The sequence below is a fragment of the Tatumella sp. UCD-D_suzukii genome, from assembly GCF_000611875.2.
GTDB lineage: Bacteria > Pseudomonadota > Gammaproteobacteria > Enterobacterales > Enterobacteriaceae > Tatumella > Tatumella ptyseos.
The window spans coordinates 1-19,672 of sequence record NZ_JFJX01000054.1; the positions used below are offsets into that span (position 1 = coordinate 1).

Annotated in this window: 17 protein-coding genes and 1 riboswitch; of the genes, 8 read left to right on the plus strand and 9 right to left on the minus strand. The window is 53.2% G+C overall.

What is annotated here, in order from left to right:
- From CG67_RS17570 to rpsU, 4 genes are all read right to left on the minus strand, one after another.
- On the minus strand, positions 1-145 hold a 145-nt coding region (locus CG67_RS17570), incomplete at its 3' end, for a transposase (protein WP_200910039.1).
- A gap of 202 nt (positions 146-347) precedes the next feature.
- Positions 348-2,186: an RNA polymerase sigma factor RpoD gene (rpoD, locus tag CG67_RS11970; protein ID WP_025903182.1), complete on the minus strand. Its 1,839-nt coding sequence runs from the start codon at positions 2,184-2,186 to the stop codon at positions 348-350.
- A 265-nt stretch (positions 2,187-2,451) separates the two neighbouring features.
- A complete protein-coding gene (gene dnaG / locus CG67_RS11975) occupies positions 2,452-4,197 on the minus strand; it encodes a DNA primase (protein ID WP_025903183.1) in 1,746 nt (581 codons plus the stop codon).
- A gap of 116 nt (positions 4,198-4,313) precedes the next feature.
- Complete coding sequence (rpsU, locus tag CG67_RS11980; protein ID WP_001144069.1) at positions 4,314-4,529, minus strand: 30S ribosomal protein S21; 216 nt, start codon at positions 4,527-4,529, stop codon at positions 4,314-4,316.
- 278 nt (positions 4,530-4,807) lie between these two features.
- On the opposite strand from rpsU, the gene tsaD reads away from it, so the two are divergent.
- Positions 4,808-5,827, plus strand: a complete 1,020-nt coding sequence (gene tsaD, locus CG67_RS11985; protein ID WP_025903184.1) for a tRNA (adenosine(37)-N6)-threonylcarbamoyltransferase complex transferase subunit TsaD — start codon at positions 4,808-4,810, stop codon at positions 5,825-5,827.
- A 50-nt stretch (positions 5,828-5,877) separates the two neighbouring features.
- On the opposite strand, the gene plsY is transcribed toward tsaD, so the two are convergent.
- Entirely contained in the window at positions 5,878-6,489 is a 612-nt protein-coding gene (plsY, locus tag CG67_RS11990; protein ID WP_025903185.1) for a glycerol-3-phosphate 1-O-acyltransferase PlsY, read from the minus strand.
- A 106-nt stretch (positions 6,490-6,595) separates the two neighbouring features.
- Between plsY and folB the strand changes: the two genes are divergently transcribed.
- Both folB and bacA read left to right on the plus strand, forming a co-directional pair.
- The gene (gene folB, locus CG67_RS11995; RefSeq protein ID WP_025903186.1) at positions 6,596-6,955 is read left to right on the plus strand and encodes a bifunctional dihydroneopterin aldolase/7,8-dihydroneopterin epimerase; all 360 of its coding nucleotides are present in this window, start codon (positions 6,596-6,598) and stop codon (positions 6,953-6,955) included.
- 203 nt (positions 6,956-7,158) lie between these two features.
- Positions 7,159-7,977 (plus strand): undecaprenyl-diphosphate phosphatase, encoded by an 819-nt coding sequence (gene bacA / locus CG67_RS12000; RefSeq protein ID WP_025903187.1) that lies wholly within the window; start codon positions 7,159-7,161, stop codon positions 7,975-7,977.
- 54 nt (positions 7,978-8,031) lie between these two features.
- Here the strand turns inward: bacA and CG67_RS12005 are convergent, their stop codons facing one another.
- Both CG67_RS12005 and CG67_RS12010 read right to left on the minus strand, forming a co-directional pair.
- Entirely contained in the window at positions 8,032-9,261 is a 1,230-nt protein-coding gene (locus CG67_RS12005; RefSeq protein ID WP_025903188.1) for a multifunctional CCA addition/repair protein, read from the minus strand.
- A 126-nt stretch (positions 9,262-9,387) separates the two neighbouring features.
- Complete coding sequence (locus CG67_RS12010) at positions 9,388-10,011, minus strand: TIGR04211 family SH3 domain-containing protein (RefSeq protein ID WP_025903189.1); 624 nt, start codon at positions 10,009-10,011, stop codon at positions 9,388-9,390.
- Positions 10,012-10,211: 200 nt separating this feature from the next.
- On the opposite strand from CG67_RS12010, the gene CG67_RS12015 reads away from it, so the two are divergent.
- The 3 genes from CG67_RS12015 to hldE all read left to right on the plus strand — a co-directional run bounded on the left by CG67_RS12015 (position 10,212) and on the right by hldE (position 16,031).
- Positions 10,212-11,531: an inorganic triphosphatase gene (locus CG67_RS12015; RefSeq protein ID WP_025903190.1), complete on the plus strand. Its 1,320-nt coding sequence runs from the start codon at positions 10,212-10,214 to the stop codon at positions 11,529-11,531.
- 49 nt (positions 11,532-11,580) lie between these two features.
- A complete protein-coding gene (gene glnE, locus CG67_RS12020; RefSeq protein WP_025903191.1) occupies positions 11,581-14,415 on the plus strand; it encodes a bifunctional [glutamate--ammonia ligase]-adenylyl-L-tyrosine phosphorylase/[glutamate--ammonia-ligase] adenylyltransferase in 2,835 nt (944 codons plus the stop codon).
- 185 nt (positions 14,416-14,600) lie between these two features.
- Complete coding sequence (hldE, locus tag CG67_RS12025) at positions 14,601-16,031, plus strand: bifunctional D-glycero-beta-D-manno-heptose-7-phosphate kinase/D-glycero-beta-D-manno-heptose 1-phosphate adenylyltransferase HldE (RefSeq protein ID WP_025903192.1); 1,431 nt, start codon at positions 14,601-14,603, stop codon at positions 16,029-16,031.
- A 54-nt stretch (positions 16,032-16,085) separates the two neighbouring features.
- On the opposite strand, the gene CG67_RS12030 is transcribed toward hldE, so the two are convergent.
- The gene (locus tag CG67_RS12030) at positions 16,086-16,394 is read right to left on the minus strand and encodes an accessory factor UbiK family protein (protein WP_025903193.1); all 309 of its coding nucleotides are present in this window, start codon (positions 16,392-16,394) and stop codon (positions 16,086-16,088) included.
- A gap of 180 nt (positions 16,395-16,574) precedes the next feature.
- Positions 16,575-16,723: riboswitch (FMN riboswitch) on the plus strand.
- Between the two features lie 109 nt (positions 16,724-16,832).
- Here CG67_RS12030 and ribB point away from each other — a divergent pair.
- Both ribB and ygiD read left to right on the plus strand, forming a co-directional pair.
- Entirely contained in the window at positions 16,833-17,489 is a 657-nt protein-coding gene (gene ribB / locus CG67_RS12040) for a 3,4-dihydroxy-2-butanone-4-phosphate synthase (protein WP_025903195.1), read from the plus strand.
- A 180-nt stretch (positions 17,490-17,669) separates the two neighbouring features.
- The gene (gene ygiD / locus CG67_RS12045) at positions 17,670-18,455 is read left to right on the plus strand and encodes a 4,5-DOPA dioxygenase extradiol (RefSeq protein WP_025903196.1); all 786 of its coding nucleotides are present in this window, start codon (positions 17,670-17,672) and stop codon (positions 18,453-18,455) included.
- 55 nt (positions 18,456-18,510) lie between these two features.
- On the opposite strand, the gene CG67_RS12050 is transcribed toward ygiD, so the two are convergent.
- Positions 18,511-19,671: a glutathionylspermidine synthase family protein gene (locus CG67_RS12050; protein ID WP_025903197.1), complete on the minus strand. Its 1,161-nt coding sequence runs from the start codon at positions 19,669-19,671 to the stop codon at positions 18,511-18,513.
- Position 19,672 lies beyond the last annotated feature (1 nt).

Sequence of the window (19,672 nt, forward strand, 5' to 3'; positions counted from 1 at the left end):
TTTTCCATTCACACAGCTTTCTTAAAATGCTCCCTATTGCCCTTCGCCGCTCTCCATAAAAGACCTGCCTTCGGTACTTAGGTGCGAAAACTATGTGATATTTACAGTTCCATCGGGTATGCGCTAAGCTCTTTTCGTCCCTCATTGGGACCCCCTTTTGATTTCCTGTTGAACCTTTGCAGTTGCCAGACCGCAAGGTGTTTTAACAAATCAAAAGGGGTTTTTATATACGGCCCAAAGCTGAAAGCTTTACGGAACCCCCAGCCTAGCTGGGGGTTTTCTGGATACAACAAAAAAAAACCTCACCCGTCAGGTGAGGCTTTCTGAGACATCAGTACGGCGACGGCTTAGTCATCCAGGAAGCTGCGCAGAACTTCTGAGCGGCTTGGGTGACGCAGTTTACGCAGTGCTTTCGCTTCGATCTGACGGATACGTTCACGGGTAACATCAAACTGTTTACCCACTTCTTCCAGGGTATGGTCAGTGTTCATATCAATACCGAAACGCATACGCAGAACTTTTGCTTCACGGGCAGTCAGTCCGGCCAGAACATCATGGGTTGCTGAACGCAGGCTCTCAGAGGTTGCAGAGTCCAGTGGCAGTTCCAGCGTGGTATCTTCGATAAAGTCGCCCAGATGTGAATCTTCATCATCCCCGATCGGTGTTTCCATCGAAATCGGCTCTTTAGCGATTTTTAATACCTTACGGATCTTATCTTCCGGCATCAGCATACGCTCAGCCAGTTCTTCCGGAGAAGGCTCACGACCCATTTCCTGCAACATCTGACGCGAAATACGGTTCAGTTTGTTGATGGTTTCAATCATGTGCACCGGAATACGGATAGTCCTTGCCTGGTCTGCAATCGAACGGGTGATTGCCTGACGGATCCACCAGGTTGCATAGGTAGAGAATTTATAACCGCGACGGTATTCAAACTTATCAACGGCTTTCATCAGACCGATGTTACCTTCCTGAATCAGATCCAGGAACTGCAGACCACGGTTGGTGTATTTCTTAGCAATGGAGATCACCAGACGCAGGTTCGCTTCAACCATCTCTTTTTTCGCACGGCGGGCTTTCGCTTCACCGATGGACATACGACGGTTAATGTCTTTTACCTGCTCAATCGTCAGGCCGGTCTCTTCTTCAATCTGTGCCAGTTTCTGCAGGCCACGGGAAACATCTTCCTGAACTTCCTGCAGTTTTTCGGACCATGGTTTCTTCAGGGCCAGAGCCGCTTTGAACCAGGTATCGTTCGTCTCGTTACCGGTGAATAACGTGATGAAGTTCTTCTTCGGCATCTTGCAGATTTCAACACACAGTCGCATGATGGCGCGTTCCTGACCACGGACACGATCCATCATTTCGCGCATATTGTTGACCAGATAATCAAACTGTTTAGGCACTAAGCGGAACTGCTTAAAGACCTCTGACAGGTTCTGGATTTCGACAATAGCGTCAGCATGGCTGCGGCTTTTGCTTTTGATGACGTTACGGGTGACTTCATACTGAGCACGTAATTCAGTAAATTTCTCGCGCGCCAGTTCAGGATCGATAGAGTTATCGTCATCTGAATTGTCGTCGTCGTCTTCTTCGTCTTCATCATCGTCACGATCTTCTTCTGAAAGTTCAGACCCGACGTGTGTTGCTGTCGGTGCCAGATCTTCTTCAGCATTCGGATCGACAAACCCGGTAATGATATCGGAAAGACGGGTTTCACCGGCTTCAACTTTGTCGTACTGCTCAAGCAGGTAGGTGATTGCTTCCGGATATTCTGCGACGGAGCACTGAACCTGGTTAATACCATCTTCAATGCGCTTAGCAATGTCGATTTCGCCTTCACGGGTCAGCAGTTCTACTGTCCCCATCTCGCGCATATACATGCGGACCGGGTCTGTCGTCCGGCCAATTTCGGATTCTACGCTGGATAATACCTGCGCAGCGGCTTCTGCTGCATCTTCATCAGTATCCGAACTGTTTTCATTCAGCATCAGATCATCAGCATCCGGGGCTTCTTCCACCACCTGGATGCCCATGTCGTTGATCATCTGAATGATGTCTTCAATCTGATCGGAGTCGACAATATCTTCCGGCAGATGGTCATTGACCTCAGCATAGGTCAGATAGCCTTGCTCCTTACCACGGGTGACAAGTAGCTTCAGCTGTGACTGCGGGTTTTGCTCCATAAGACGGTATCCACACTTCTGTTAATGAGATTGGTGTTGGCCGGGGCTAACCGGCAATAACAGTAAAGGCGTTCAATAGCTGCGGCCTTCATCGCAGCAATGGGCATCTGCCCTCAGTAATCGGCAATTAAGCCGCGAGTAATCTTTTTGTCATCTTTCAGGTTTCAGTATAGAAGAACCTGGCAGAGTCTGTGGTCTCTGATGATTTTTTCATCAGTATTTACATTCGTAATCGCACACCCGCGTGCAGCGAATGTGCTAATGACTATTTTTTCGCTAATGCGGTCAGCAGCGACTGTAGTTCCCGCCGTTCTTCACTGTTCAGTCCGCGGGTACGATCATAGGCAATTAACTGCTCAAGGCGTTGTTCCAGTGCCGAGTCATAGAGACTTGCCAGTGAATCGCTGAAGACGGCTTCAACTTCTTCATCCACTATCATGTGGTTCCAGATAGCCAGAGTTTCAAGGGACTGGCCGGTTTTTGTATCGCGATAGCTTTCCAGCAACTGAGCGGTTGTCATACCCGGTTGCTCATTGCAACGTTGTACCAGTTCAGCGAACAGGGGGAGGCCGGCAATGCCTGTCTCCATCAATCCGTCAAGTGAGGGTACCTGCGCGGCAAGTTCAGGATGCTGCAATAGCAGGGCAACCAGTACCCGCATGGTCGTCTTTTTCATCACCGGGCCCGCAGGGGCGGCTTTATTCTCAGCCTGTGCCGGTAACAGCTTCTCCAGCTGCCGGTCATCCAGAATACCCAGTTTATTCCCTAGTACCTGACGCAGATAAATTCGCAAGGTTTCGCCAGGGATTTGACTAATCAGCGGCAGTGCCAGTGTGCTCAGTCTCGCTTTCCCTTCACGGCTGCTTAAATTGGTCTGCGGCAGTAAACTTTCAAATAAAAAGTCTGACAACGGCACGGCCTGAACCATACGCTGCTCAAAAGCCTGTTTACCTTCTTTACGTACCAGTGTATCCGGGTCTTCCCCGTCCGGCAGGAACATAAAGCGCAGCTCCCGTCCGTCGGTCATATAGGGCAGGGCGGTTTCTAAGGCCCGCCATGCTGCATCCCGGCCCGCCCGGTCTCCGTCGTAGCAACAGATCACGGTATCGGTATTTCTGAATAATAACTGGATATGTTCGCTGGTGGTTGAGGTACCTAACGAGGCAACGGCATAATCGATGCCAAACTGTGCCAGCGCAACCACATCCATATACCCTTCAACGACCAGCAGCTTTTCTGGCTGCGGATGCTGACGGGTGACTTCATAAAGGCCGTATAACTGGCGTCCTTTATGGAAAATCGGTGTTTCAGGTGAGTTCAGGTATTTAGGGGTATCATTCCCCAGCACCCGTCCCCCGAAACCAATGACTCTGCCGCGTTTGTCGCGGATAGGGAACATGATCCTGTCACGGAAACGGTCGTAACTCCGGCCATTATCATTGGTGATGAGCATTCCGGCCTCAGTCAGGGAGTGTTTATCCTCCAGCTGTTTTCCGAAACGCTTCAGGGCATTGTCCCAGCCCGGCGGAGCATAACCTATTGAAAAATGGTCGATGACCTGCTGGCTTAACCCCCGGCTTTGAATATACTGGCGTGCGGGTTCGGCCTGTTGTCCGGTGAGCGATGTCTGATAGAAGCTGTTCAGGCCATCCATCAGTTGATAAAGACTCTGACGCTGATGGCGTTCCAGGGGGCTATCGCCGCTGCCACTTTCATAAGGGACTTCCAGTCCGTTCATGGTGGCGAGTTCTTCGATGGTTTCCACGAATTCCAGACGGTCGAAATTCATCAGAAAGTCGATAGCATTACCATGGGCACCACAGCCAAAACAGTGGTAAAACTGTTTGTCGCCGTTAACGGTAAAGGACGGTGTTTTTTCGTTATGGAAAGGGCAACAGGCGTGATAATTTTTGCCTTGCTTTTTTAACTTTACACGGGCATCGATCAGATCCACGATATCTGTGCGCGCAAGCAAGTCATTGATAAATATACGCGGTATTTTCCCAGCCATAGACTCCGGATCTTTAGCTCATAAACGGCAACAAGCCGCGCTTCCTTTCGGAAAGCACGGCCTTTCACTTAACTCAGTCTGCGCATAACACGCAAGGGAGCGGACTCCCTAAGAAATTAGTACAGACGAGTACGGCGTGCGTTTTCGCGAGCCAGTTTCTTGGCATGACGCTTAACAGCAGATGCTTTAGCGCGTTTGCGTTCAGTCGTTGGTTTTTCATAAAACTCACGACGACGCACTTCAGCCAGAACGCCTGCTTTTTCGCATGAACGTTTGAAGCGACGCAGTGCAACGTCGAAAGGCTCGTTTTCACGTACTTTGATTACCGGCATGTAACTCTCACCTCGATAAAATTCGGTTTTTGCAGCTGGCTGCAGCGCCAGCTTATTTCAAAATGGTGCAGTATTTTACTCCAGCGTAGGCTGACTTGTAAAGCACCATGAACAATTTCAAACCAACGAGCACTCTGCGCTGCGGCTGCCGGTTTTTTCAGACCGCGAAGTATAGCCTATTCTTTGGCCGGTAAAAAATGTTTTTAATGAAATCGTGCAGCGTAGGTCTGAATTACCACCTGTGGTACACTCCTGCAGCGAAATCAGAGGTGAGTGTGATGCGAGTTTTGGGTATAGAAACGTCTTGCGATGAAACCGGAATTGCAATTTATGACGATGAATCCGGTCTGCTGGCTAACCAGTTGTATAGTCAGGTAAGTTTACATGCGGATTACGGCGGTGTTGTGCCGGAACTGGCCTCACGGGACCATGTGCGTAAAACCGTGCCCTTAATCCAGGCGGCCCTGGCAGAAGCAGGCCTGACCCCGAAAGATATTGATGCGGTCGCTTATACCGCCGGTCCCGGACTGGTCGGCGCTCTGATGGTCGGGGCGACGGTCGGACGTTCGCTGGCGTTTGCCTGGCAGGTTCCGGCTATCCCGGTTCATCACATGGAAGGCCATCTGCTGGCTCCTATGCTGGAAGATAACCCACCGGAATTTCCGTTCGTTGCGTTACTGGTTTCCGGGGGACATACCCAGCTTATCAGTGTGACCGGCATCGGTGAGTATCAGTTACTGGGCGAGTCCATTGATGATGCTGCCGGTGAAGCGTTTGATAAAACGGCGAAGCTGCTGGGCCTGGATTATCCGGGCGGACCGCTGTTATCTAAAATGGCGATGCAGGGCGTGGCCGGTCGTTTTACCTTTCCGCGGCCGATGACGGATCGCCCCGGACTGGATTTCAGCTTTTCCGGTCTGAAAACCTTCGCGGCGAATACCATTCGTAACAATGACGATGATGAACAGACGCGTGCGGACATTGCCAGAGCCTTTGAGGATGCCGTGGTTGATACGCTGATGATTAAGTGCAAAAGAGCGCTGCAGCAGACCGGCTTCCGGCGGCTGGTGATTGCCGGCGGAGTCAGCGCCAATCGTACTTTACGGACACGTATGGCGGAGATGATGCAGCAGCTGGGGGGCGAGGTATTCTATGCCCGTCCGGCTTTCTGTACCGATAATGGTGCCATGATCGCCTATGCCGGGATGGTGCGTTTTAAAGGCGGAACCGAAAGTGATTTGGGGATAACGGTCCGTCCCCGCTGGCCATTATCAGAACTGCCCCCGCTGAACGATTAAAAAACGGTCAGCCGTTCTGAGGGCGGGTATGCCCGGAGGTCAGGGCTGAGTTATTCTGACTTCCGGCGTTTGCCTCTGCGTTTCCAGAGTCTGGGTTCCAGGCCGCGCCACAGGCGCTGAATATTATCATGGTGGCGCAGCAGGATAAGACAGGACAGCATGGATACCGGAAAGGTGAACTGCGGTTTAAACCACCACACATAGAAAGGTGCAATCAGCGCACTGATAATCGCTCCCAGCGACGAGTACCCGCTGAGCAGGACGGTCAGCAGCCATGTCCCCATCATCAGCCCCGTCAGATCCCAGCCAATAGGTGCGATTGCACCCAGCGCGGTGGCAACGCCTTTACCGCCCCGAAAATGAAAAAATAACGGATAGATGTGTCCCAGACAGGCTGCGATGGCCGTGAGACCTAAAAAGAACGGGGATACGTGCAGGGCATAGGCCAGCCAGACCGGTAACATTCCTTTTAAAACATCAAATAGCAATACCGCGACCGCAGCGAGTTTGCCGCCGAAGCGCAGAATATTCGTCGCACCCGGATTACCGGAACCTTGTGTCCTGGGGTCAGGGTATCCGCATATTTTACACAGCAGTATTGCTCCGGAAACGGAGCCACAAAGATAGGCAAAAAGGATCATTCCTGCGGCAATTACTGTCATAATACCCTCTATACCCTGTCCGTTATCCTGGTCGCTGACAGAGGATAATACGCATAAAGTGTCGGAAGTGGTATCGGTTCACGGCAAAAATACAGAGAGTGTCACTATGGATATAGTTTTTATTGAGCAACTGACGGTATTCACTACCATTGGTGCTTACGACTGGGAACAGACGATTCAGCAAAAACTGTTGCTGGATATTGAAATGGCCTGGGATAACCGTAAAGCCGCAGCCAGCGATGATGTTGCCGACTGCCTGAGCTATGCGGATGTTTCTGAAGCGGTGCTTCACCACTTGCAGGGACAGCGTTTTGCCCTGGTAGAGCGGGTGGCGGAAGAAATTGCCGGGTTACTGATGCAGCGTTTCGGGCTGGAAGGGGTAAGGATCAAAGTGAGTAAACCTGGTGCGGTAGCGCAGGCGACTCAGGTCGGTGTCCGTATTGAACGGGGTAATATTCCGAAATAAAAGGTAATACTCTTGCGGTGATTGCCATCTTAATGAAACCCAACCACATTACCAATGTCATAAGTCCGGTTCATTTATTACGTTACGGAATTTTCAGACATTCCGCAGCCGTGGTAACCGGACCCTGGCAGTTGTATACCGTCTGAAAATCAGACGGTGATGGGGAGTTTTTAAGGGCAGAATAAAAAAGAGGGTAGTCCCGGATGGCAGATATGCATCACCTGTTTGTTGCCGCTATTTTAGGCATAGTGGAAGGGTTAACAGAGTTTTTACCGGTGTCATCGACGGGTCATATGATCATCGTCGGTCACTTGCTGGGTTTTGAAGATAAAACCGCCGAAACGTTTGAAGTGGTGATCCAGCTGGGGTCAATTCTGGCCGTGGTCGTCATGTTCTGGCGGCGACTGTTTGGTCTGATAGGTATCCGTTTTGGTCAGGTTCCCCATGAAGGTGAAGGTCAGGGGCATCTGACGCTGATCCATATTTTACTGGGGATGATCCCTGCGGTAGTTATCGGCCTGCTCCTGCACGACAGAATTAAAGCGTTATTTACGCCGATGAATGTCATGTATGCGCTGGTCGCCGGGGGGGTGTTACTGATTCTGGCCGAAAAACTGAAGCCGGCACAACCGAAAGCCGTCGGTCTGGATGATATCACCTACCGGCAGGCTTTTATGATCGGTCTGTTTCAATGTCTTGCGCTCTGGCCGGGTTTCTCGCGGTCAGGCGCAACCATTTCCGGGGGAATGCTGACGGGAGTCAGTCGCTTTGCCGCCTCAGAGTTTTCTTTCCTGCTGGCGGTTCCGATGATGATGGGGGCAACCGCGCTGGACTTATATAAAAGCATGGGCTTCCTGACGGTCAGTGACATACCGATGTTTGCTACCGGATTTATTATGGCATTTATCGTCGCTCTGGTGGCGATCAAAACCTTCCTCGGCGTGATCAAACGGATGTCGTTTATCCCGTTTGCGATTTACCGTTTTATCCTGGCGGCGATCGTGTTTGCGATTTTCAGCTAATCCGGCAATGACGCGGGTGCCGGGCCACAGAGAGTGTGGCCTGGCATCTTTTAACTATTCGCCTGGCGGCTGACAGTACGGGATTAACGCCTCCGTCCGTTTCTTTGTCAGTTCCTGACGTATCTCCGGCCCTTTAAATCCTGCCTGAACAATCGCCGCGACCGGTACGGCGGCGGCAATCTCATACATCTTTCTGACAAAAGCCCCCTGGGGGTAAGGATTAGCGGTTAATCCTGCCCGGCCGCGGGCATCGGCTTCACTGGCGAGCGTCAGTTGCAGAATACGTTCGGGTTTTCGCCAGCCGTCGATACTGTCAAACAAACCGATAATCTTCTCTGCCGGCTGGCGCTCAATCGTGTGCAGTACGTCATGAAACTCAGTGATCAGTAACGCAAGATCCCGGTAATGGTTCGGGACTTTCAGGCGCTGGCACAGGGCGGTGATCAGTGGCAGTCCAGCCACGCCATGACCCGGGTGTGACGGCCAGAGGGCCGGCGGGGTCAGGGCTTTCCCGGCGTCGTGAAACAGCGCGGCGAAACGCACGGCGGGATCATCGGTGAGTGACGCCGCCATTGCCAGCGTCATCAGGCTGTGGATGCCGGTATCGATCTCAGGATGCCATTTGGCCGGCGCGGGGACGCCGAACAGATTATCCAGCTCAGGGAACAATACCTGCAGAGCACCACAGTCACGCAGCACCTGAAAATAGACCTCCGGAGCGGGTCCGCTGAGCACCTTTTCGGTTTCTTTCCACACCCTTTCCGGGGTCAGGTGTGCCAGTTCACCGCTGGCGGATAATTGTTGCATCAGGGAAAGGGTTTCGGGGGCGATGGTAAACCCCTGCGCCGAGAAACGGGCGGCAAAACGGGCAACTCTCAGAACCCGTAACGGGTCATCGATAAAGGCGGGGGAAACATGACGCAGCAGACGCTGGTTCAGATCCTGCCGGCCCAGCCAGGGGTCGATAATTTGCCCGTCGCTGTCCTGGGCCATCGCATTGATGGTCAGGTCCCGTCGTTGCAAATCGTCTTCCAGCGTGACATCCGGGGAAAAGCGGGTGGTGAAACCGGTATAGCCATGGCCGGCCTTACGTTCGGTGCGTGCCAGTGCATATTCTTCATGGCTGACCGGGTGCAGAAATACCGGGAAATCGCGTCCGGCCTGTTGATATCCCTGTGACAGAAGCGTGTCGGGGGTTGCTCCGACCACCACCCAATCCCGATCTTTCACCGGTAACCCCAGCAGGGCATCACGGACGGCACCGCCGACCAGATATGTTTTCACGGCATAACTCCTTTATCACCCACGTATACCTGCCAGAGTATACATGACTATGACAATTCAGAAATTATCTGCCGGAAATCCTCTGCCGGGGCAGTCGTGTCCCCGGCAGAGATCAGTCTGTCGCGGCTAGCGCATCCAGCGGTCACTGTTTTTGCGACGCGGGATCATATGAGGCAGCAACAGACCGATCAGCAGACCGATCCCCAGCACCCCGCCGCCATACATAAACCACTGCATAATGATGGCGCGTTGCTTATCATCCAACTGAACGTTCGCGGCACTGACTTTTTTCTGTGCGACGATCAGCTGATTTTTCAGATCCTGGTTTTCCTGCTTCAGCGTATTGATAGCCGTATCACTGCCGGCCACTTTCTTTTGCATATCAGCCGTACGCTGATTCCAGCTGTTATCGATATTTGCCAGTTTATCGGTCAGATCTTTCACTTGTTGCTGCAGTTGCGGTACCTGGGTACGCAGGCTGGGGGTATCACTCAGTTGTGACAGCGGGATCCAGTTAGTCCGACCCTGGCCATCACGAATTTCGGCGTAGTGGGTGTTCTGATCCGTCTGTAACAAGGTGACCTGGTCTCCGGCATTCAGCTTGCCGACCAGACGGTATTGATCCCCGGGGCCACTGCGGACCCAGGTGGACAGCTCATCAGAAATATAGCGGGTGGTGTCTGCATGGACGACCGGCGCAATACCGGTGAAAGCCAGCAGAAAAATACCTGTACGAGTAATTTTATTCATTCGACGTCGTTTTTGCATATTATAGGGGTCAGTTCAATGCCACAGTCTGGCGAGGGGCCGTAGAGATATAAATGAGAACTTTCCTGTTCTCGGCGATGGTAAAGCCTAACAAATCCAGGACATTGAGTCTTTAGTCGATTACTCTGGTTAAGGAGTAATTCTCCGGTTAATTGATAGCAATTGTGATACTCAGAGATCCTATGACCATAGAAACAGAATTAAAGTTCATTGCCAGTAAAGAAGCCGTGACCCGTCTGGCAGAACGCCTGAATAGCTGCCCGGGCCAGCATTTCGAACCCCGCGCGTTGGCAAACATCTATTTTGAAACGTCTGACAACCAGCTGCGTCGCTGGGATATGGGGTTACGCATCCGTGGCGTTGATAACCACTATGAGATGACGCTGAAAACCCGCGGACAGACGATCGGCGGCTTGCATCAGCGTCCGGAATATAATGTCAGCTTAACCTCGAATGCTCTGGATATCCGTTTATTGCCTGCAGATGTCTGGCCGGAAGGCACGGATGTTGAGGCATTGCAGCAACAATTGCACCCGCTGTTTCAGACCGACTTTGCCCGGGAAATCTGGCTTATCACCTATGCCGGCAGTGAAATCGAAGTAGCGTTCGATCAGGGTGCGGTGATAGCCGGTGAACTACAGGTGCCATTATTTGAAGTCGAACTGGAACTGAAACAGGGAACCCGTCACGATTTAATGGCTTTTGCTTTTGAACTGATCCGTGACGGTGGGCTGCGTCCTGGCAGCCTGAGTAAAGCTGCACGCGGTTATCATCTGGCTCAGGGCAATCCGCAGAAAGATGTCCATCCGTTCCCGCGTCTGCAGTCGGATAAGAAACTGAACTGCGAGCAGGGCTTACAGGCGATGCTCTCCACCTTACTGGCGGAGTGGCAGTACCATGAAGAACTCTGGCTGAACGGTGATCGCAAGGCGGCAGCCCGGGTACAGGAAATTCTGCTGGCGATCCGTGAAGTGTTTACATTATTCGGTGGCATGCTTCCGCGCAAAGCCAGCGGGCAGTTGCGCGAACAGTTGCTGGCACTGGAACAGGCGATGACGGGTGACATTGCGGCTGAAACGCTCTGTTTCTCTGCCGTTTCTGCAGAAACTCAGCTGACACTGACTCACTGGTTAATCGAACAACCGTGGAAAGCTCTGCTGGAAGAGAAACACCGTAAAAAAATGGAAGGTTCGTTTAAACGCTTCTGTGATGTGATGCTGGGGCGGGTTTTCGCTGAATTAAAACAGATCACCAGTGGAGTTAATCAGGTGTCTGAATATCAGGACAGGGCTCTGAAAATTCATAAGCAGTTACTGGCTGTCTGCCTGCTCTGCGGTGCCTACCCGCTGTCGGCGGTCGATGAGTGGCTGGCACCCTGGTGGCTGGCACTGAAAAAAATTAATGAACAGCAGTACGACGATCTCCCCTGGACCTTACGTTCGCTTCACCGGCAGGCCCCTTTCTGGCTGAACGGTAACGAGGCGGCCAGAAACAGAGAATAATCGCTGCAGACTACAGGCAGCCCTTCAACAGAACTCACAGGAAAAGTGTATGTTGCCGTTACCTTCGTTGTTGCAGGATCTGGCCGGTAAAGCGGCCGCTACCCTGGCTCCGCCGCTATCACCGGATACCCTGCCGGCGGCCGCGCTGGCATTCAGTGACTTTATCTGCGAAAGCTTACAACAGCACCCCGGCTGGTGGCAGCAGATACAGCAACAGCCGCCTCAGGCGGAGGAATGGCAACAGTATTCGTCGTGGCTAAGCACCGCGTTACAGCCGGCTGACAGTGAAGCTGCGGTGATGCAGATATTGCGAGAGTTCCGGCGGCATATTCTGGTACGTATTGCCTGGATGCAGACACTTTCTCTGGCCGGTACGGAACAAAGCCTGCGTCAGTTGAGTGAGCTGGCGGAGGTCCTGATCGTGGCGGCCCGCGACTGGACCTACCGCCAGTGTTGTCTGGAATGGGGAACCCCCTGTAATGTCGAAGGAAAACCCCAGACCCTGTATATTCTGGGAATGGGCAAGCTGGGCGGCGGCGAGCTGAATTTCTCGTCAGATATCGATCTGATTTTTACCTGGCCTGAAAACGGGACGACCCGCGGGGGCCGACGGGAACTCGACAACACGCAGTTTTTTACCCGCATGGGTCAGCGTCTGATCAAACTACTGGATCAGCAAACCCCCGACGGCTTTGTGTATCGGGTCGATATGCGTCTGAGGCCTTTCGGCGACAGCGGACCTTTAGTCATGAGTTTTGCGGCCATGGAAGACTACTACCAGGAGCAGGGACGTGACTGGGAACGGTATGCCATGGTCAAAGCGCGGATCATGGGGGCCGCGGACGATGAAGGGTATCAGGAGCTGCAGCAGATGCTGCGTCCGTTTATCTACCGGCGTTATATTGATTTCAGTGTGATCCAGTCGTTACGCACGATGAAAAGCATGATAGCCCGTGAGGTCCGCCGTCGCGGGCTGACGGATAATATTAAGCTGGGCGCCGGAGGGATCCGTGAGTGTGAGTTTATTGTTCAGGTCTTTCAGCTGATCCGTGGCGGACGTGAGCGTTCTCTTCAGCAGCGTTCCTGGCTTGCCGCACTGGAGGCTATTGCTACGCTCCATCTGTTACCGGCAGAGGAGGCTGAGCAGTTACGGACGGCCTACCTCTGGCTGCGCCGGCTGGAAAACCTGTTGCAAAGCATCGGTGATCAGCAGACGCAGACATTGCCTTCGGATCCCCTGCAGCAGGAAAGACTGGCCTGGGCGATGGGAACTGACGGCTGGATGCAGCTTCGTACGGCACTGGCACAGCATATGTCGCGGGTGCGGGCCATCTTTGATGCACTGATCGGCGAAGACATTCCCGATGCGCCCGGGCAACATGCGCCGGGTGATTATAATGAATTATGGCTGGGTGATTACACCGGCGAAGAACTTAGCCCGTTGACACCGGCACTGGATGAAGAGCAGCGCCGGCAATTACTGCACCACTTACACCACTTCCGTCACGATGCTAACCGCCGTACCATCGGCCCCCGGGGCCGCCTGGCGCTGGACCAGCTGATGCCGCGTCTGCTGGCAGAACTCTGCCCTCGTCCGCAGGCGGATACCGTGTTGCAGCGACTGCTCCCCCTGCTGACGGGAGTGCTGACACGAAGCACGTATCTCGAGCTGCTGACGGAACATCCCGGTGCACTGTCTCACCTGATCCGGTTATGTGCAGCGTCTCCGATGGTGGCCGATCAGCTGGCCCGTTATCCGTTATTACTGGATGAATTGCTGGACCCGGCGACACTTTACCAGCCGACGGCCACGGATGCTTATCGTGATGAATTACGTCAGTATCTGATGCGCATACCGGTGGATGATGAAGAACAGCAACTGGAAGCACTGCGCCAGTTTAAGCAGACTCAGCAGTTGCGTATTGCCGCCGCCGATATTGCCGGGGCATTACCGGTAATGAAAGTCAGTGATCACCTGAGCTGGCTTGCTGAAGCGATCCTTGAAACTGTGGTGCAACAGGCCTGGAATGTGATGGTTCAGCGCTATGGCCGGCCTTCGCACCTCAGTGATATGCAGCAGCGGGGATTTGCGGTGGTCGGTTACGGAAAACTTGGCGGACTTGAACTGGGTTACAGCTCTGATCTGGATCTGGTTTTTCTGCATGACTGTCCTGAGGATGCCTTTACCGATGGCGGGCGCAGCATTGATGGCCGTCAGTTCTATCTGCGGCTGGCCCAGAAAATTATGCATTTATTCAGCACCCGCACTGCGTCGGGCATTTTGTATGAAGTGGATGCCCGTCTGCGTCCGTCAGGCGCGGCCGGTATGCTGGTCAGTACGTTCAGTGCTTACCGGCAATATCAGCTGGAAGAGGCCTGGACATGGGAGCATCAGGCGCTTGTCCGTGCCCGTATCGTTTATGGTGATCCCGGGCTTGCGACCTGTTTCGATGAAATTCGCCGGGAAGTCCTCTGTCAGTCACGCATGTTGCCGGCTCTGCAGAAAGACGTGCGGGAAATGCGTGAAAAAATGCGTCAGCATCTCGGCAGTAAGGTCAGACACCGCTGGGATATTAAGACAGATCAGGGCGGGATCACGGATATCGAATTTATTGCCCAGTATCTGGTGCTGGGACAGGCGGCAAGTCAGCCGGCGCTGGCCCGCTGGTCGGATAATATCCGTATCTTTGAAGCTATGGCACATCACGGCGTGATGCCTGCTGAGGAGGCAGAGCAGTTAAGCGCTGCTTACGTCTCACTCCGGGAGGCGCTGCATCATCTCGCACTGCAATCCCTGCCCGCGACGGTGGATGAAGATGCCTATCTGCCGCAGAGGAAAAGGGTGCAACAGAGCTGGCAGCACTGGCTTGAACAGCCGACGTAACCCTTTTAATACCCTGAGTGGCTGGCAACTTTTTTTCGTCTATGTTGCCTTAACTTCGGGGTATTTTGCTGGCTGATGTGTCAGGCCAGCGCTTTAGGTCTTGCAGATAGCAAACACTGAAGGGTGTTTGTGGTATTATCGGCAAAAATTTTTGGTCTGGTTAATTGCTGTCTGGAGTCGTTTGAATGAAAGTAACGCTGCCTGATTTTGGCCGTGCGGGTGTACTGGTAATTGGTGACGTGATGCTGGATCGTTACTGGTATGGGCCGACACAACGCATATCTCCTGAAGCGCCGGTGCCCGTGGTTAAAGTGGAAACCGTGGAAGAGCGGCCTGGCGGCGCGGCAAACGTCGCAATGAATATCGCAGCCCTCGGGACGGCTTCACGCATTATTGGTCTGACCGGGGAAGACGAAGCGGCTGACACATTATGCCGGACACTCGAAGAGGTGCAGGTCGGGTGTGATTTTGTCCGCCTCAGTACCCATCCGACCATTACCAAATTACGGATCCTGTCGCGTAACCAGCAACTCATCCGTCTGGACTTTGAAGAAGGCTTCGGGGACATTGACCCGGAACCTATCCATCAGCGTATGAAAGCCTCTGTCGATCAGGTCGGTGCGGTGGTGCTTTCTGATTATGCCAAAGGGGCGTTGTCTGACGTACAAACGCTGATCCGTCTTGCCCGCGAGGCCGGAGTCCCGGTACTGATCGACCCGAAAGGGACTGATTTTGAACGTTATCGTGGCGCAACGTTACTGACACCGAACCTGTCAGAGTTTGAAGCCGTGGTTGGCAAATGCCGTGATGAAGCCGAAATTATCGGCCGCGGTATGACTCTGATGGAAAAATATGAACTGTCTGCGCTGCTGGTGACCCGTTCCGAACACGGCATGACCTTATTGCAGCCAGGCAAAGCACCGGTACATTTACCGACTCTGGCGCAGGAAGTTTACGATGTCACCGGGGCCGGTGATACGGTGATTGGTGTGCTGGCAGCCTCACTGGCGGCCGGATGCAGTCTGGAAGATGCCTGTTTCCTGGCCAACGCCGCGGCAGGGGTGGTTGTCGGTAAGCTGGGTACCTCGACGGTCAGTCCGGTAGAGCTGGAAAATGCCATTCATGCCCGTCCGGAAAGCGGATTCGGGGTGATGGATGAACAGCAGCTGAAACAGGCAGTCGCGCAGGCCCGTGCCCGCGGAGAGAAGGTCGTCATGACCAACGGTTGTTTCGATATTCTGCATGCCGGGCATGTTTCTTATCTGGCTCATGCCCGTAAGCTGGGTGACAGGCTGATTGTGGCCGTGAACAGTGATGCTTCTACCCGTCGTCTGAAAGGCGAAAGCCGTCCGGTGAATGCGCTGATGAACCGTATGATTGTGCTGGGCGCTCTGGAAGCCGTAGACTGGGTTGTTGCATTTGAAGAAGATACCCCTCAGCGACTGATCAGCGAAATATTACCGGATTTGCTGGTCAAAGGTGGCGATTACCGGCCGGAAGAGGTTGCCGGAGGCGAAGAGGTGATTGCCAATGGCGGTGAGGTTCGCATTCTGAATTTTGAAGATGGTATTTCTACCACGAATATCATTAACACCATTAAAAGCCGTCAGTCCTGAGTTTTAACGGGCAGTTGACGGACTGAAAAACGGGAGCCTCTGGCTCCCGTTCTTTTATTCTGCTGCAGACGGTTTGTGGTCTTCTGCGTCAGCATCAGCCACGACTACAGGAACGTCGGGGGTACTCTGACTTTCCAGAGCGGCCAGACGTTGCTCCAGTGCAGTCAGTTTTTCACGGGTACGGAGCAGAACCTGAGTCTGAATATCGAACTCTTCGCGGTTCACTAAATCCATCCGGCCCAGTTGCGCCTGCAATACCTGACGAATTTTCTTTTCGACATCATCGCCCAGAGTACGGATCCCCTGCGGCATCGCGTCATGCACCTGGCGGGCAAGTTGTTCAATTTTCTTCGTATCTATCATGACTGTTTCCTGTAATGTACGCCCGAAAGCGGTTTCGGCACCGCCGGTGGCTGTCCCGGATAAGATTAAGTGTAATGCTTCAACGGTCAACGGGAAACCATAAATTAAAAGCAATAAATGTTAATAGCTTTTGCCTTTCGCCTGATTGCCGTTTTTTCGGATTGGGGATATAGTGGATCTGCTTATTCTCAGGGCGGGGCGAAATTCCCCACCGGCGGTAAATCAGTGTCTACTGAAAGCCCGCGAGCGCTTCAGCCAATGGCGGAAGGTCAGCAGATCCGGTGTAATTCCGGGGCCGACGGTTAAAGTCCGGATGGGAGAGGGTAACGATAATCCAATGGCCCCGGGTGGGTCCATGCCGTTATTTTTTATGTCTTGCTGACATTCCTCCTAAGCTGCCCTGATTCTGGTAACGTTGATAATCAAAGGATTTTTACCATGAATCAGACTCTTCTTTCTGAATTTGGCACGTCTGAACAACGTGTAGAGCGTGCACTGGCTGCACTCCGGGAACATCGCGGCGTCATGGTGCTGGATGACGAAAACCGGGAAAATGAAGCGGATATGATCTTCGCCGCAGAAACAATGAGCGTGCCACAGATGGCGCTGACCATTCGTCACGGCAGCGGTATTGTCTGCCTGTGTCTGACCGAAGAACGCCGCCGTCACCTGGCGTTACCGATGATGGTGGATAATAATACCAGCGCTTACGGTACCGGGTTCACCGTGACTATCGAAGCTGCTCAGGGGGTTACCACCGGCGTTTCGGCACAGGATCGTATTACGACAGTCCGTGCGGCTATCGCCGATGATGCTCAGCCTTCAGACCTGAACCGTCCCGGCCATGTGTTTCCGCTGCGCGCCCGTGAAGGGGGAGTTCTTACCCGTGGCGGCCATACGGAAGCGACTATCGATCTGGTCCGTCTCGCAGGCTTTAAACCGATGGGTGTGCTGTGTGAGCTGACCAACGATGACGGTACCATGGCCCGTGCACCGGAAGCCATTCTGTTTGCAAAACAACATAATATGCCGGTTGTCACTATCGAAGATCTGATTGCCTGGCGTCAGGTGCACGATAACCGTCAGGCGGTTTAATTCCGCGACGAACTCCCTCAAAAGCTGACATTTTGTCAGCTTTTTTTATGGCTCACGGCGGGTGGGCCATTCTTCCTTATTCAAATTCATTGAAAATGATCATCACCGTTATCCGGGTGTAATCCGTGATGGAAAGCGTATCGTGTCATGCATTAGCCATCTGAATTGCGGAGTAAATATATGACAGCCTCACGTATGCCAGCGGTGTTTCTCGGCCATGGCAGCCCGATGAATGTACTGGAAGAAAACCGTTATACCGAATGCTGGCGCGAGCTGGGGGAACGGTTACCCCGACCTGACGCCATTCTTGCGGTGTCTGCCCACTGGTATACCCGCGGCACCGCGGTGACGGCGATGGCACAGCCACGCACTATTCATGATTTCGGGGGCTTTCCGCAGGCGCTGTTTGATACGCAGTACAATGCTCCGGGCGCGCCGGCACTGGCCAGAAAAGTGGCCGACTTATTGTCACCGGTCCCGGTAGCGCTTGATCAGCAGTGGGGGCTGGATCATGGGTCATGGGGAGTGCTGATTAAAATGTACCCGGATGCTTCTATTCCGGTGGTGCAGCTCAGTATTGATGGTACGCAACCGGCCAGCTATCACTTTGCTCTCGGACAGAAACTGGCAGCGCTGCGTGAGCAGGGGATCATGATTGTTTCCAGCGGAAACGTGGTCCATAACCTGCAAAAGGCTCACTGGAAAGGCGGTAATGAAGTGTACCCGTGGGCAGGATCCTTTAATCATTTTGTCCGGGAAAACCTGAACTGGCAGGGCGAGCCGTCTCAGCATCCGCTGGTGAATTTTATGCAGCATGAAGGCGCGGCGTTATCTAACCCGACGCCTGAACACTATCTGCCATTACTTTATATTCTGGGCGCATTTCAGCCGGGTGATAAGATCTCTGTTCCGGTCGACGGTATCGAAATGGGATCTCTGAGTATGCTGTCGGTGCTGATGGAATAACGTTACGGTGGCGGGGATCGCCGGGATCCCCGCCGGTTGCCTCTCTCCGGTCAGCTTATCCGGTGAAATAGTGCGGGTAAAAGCGTGAGAGATCTTGCGTGATCATTTGCTTATCTTCCCGCAGTCCGATACCTGCCGGCGCATCATCTATCAGCCAGCTACCAATCACGGTGTAATTGCCGTCAAATACCGGGAGCGGATGAAATTGCTGAATAATATAGCCTTCTTCGCCGTACGGGCCATCGGCACGGGCAACTTCGCCCCGGGTATCCATAATACGGATATTGGCTCCCTCGCGTGAAAATAAGGGCTTGATAACATATGTCTCCGGCAACGGCGGATTATCTTCAGCAAACCACGCCGGTAACAGATTCGGGTGGCCGGGAAACATCTCCCATAACAGGGGCAGGATGGCTTTATTCGAGATAATGCTTTTCCAGGCCGGTTCCAGCCAGCGAACCCCGGCATCGGCCAGTTTCATGGAAAAGGATTCCCTGAACATATGTTCCCAGGGATAGAGCTTGAACAGATTACTGATCACTCTGTCGCCGGTATCGGTGAACTGACCTTTTTCACCCAGCCCGATATCATCAATGTACAGAAAATCATTATCGACACCGGCCGCGCTGGCACAGTCCTGCAGATACTGTACTGTTGCCCGGTCTTCGGCGGTATCACGACAGCAACTCAGGTGCAGCAGTTGTATGCCGGAATGTTGTTGTAACTGACGGAAACGCTCGATCAGTTTTTCCTGCAGACTGTTAAACTGATCACTGCCGGCGGGCAGATGCCCGGCCGCCACCTGATCCTCCAGCCAGATCCACTGGAAAAAAGCGGCTTCATACAGTGAGGTCGGTGTATCGGCATTATTTTCCAGCAGTTTAGCATCGCCTTCGCCTCCCCAGGCCAGATCCAGCCGGGAATAAAGTGACGGTTGCCGGTTTTTCCAGGCATCGGCGACAAACGGGCGGACATGTGCCGGAATGCGGAATTTATCCAGCAGTGCTTCACTGTGGATCACTCTGTCGACGGCCTGCAGACACATCTGATGCAGTTCTGCCGTCACTTCTTCCAGATAGTCAACCTGTGGCAGCGTGAAGCGGTAACAGGCTTCTTCACTCCAGTAAGGTTCGCCATACAGAGTATGGAAACGGAAGCCATATTCTTCGGCTTTCCTGCGCCAGTCAGGGCGCTCGGTGATCAGTTGTCGTTGCATT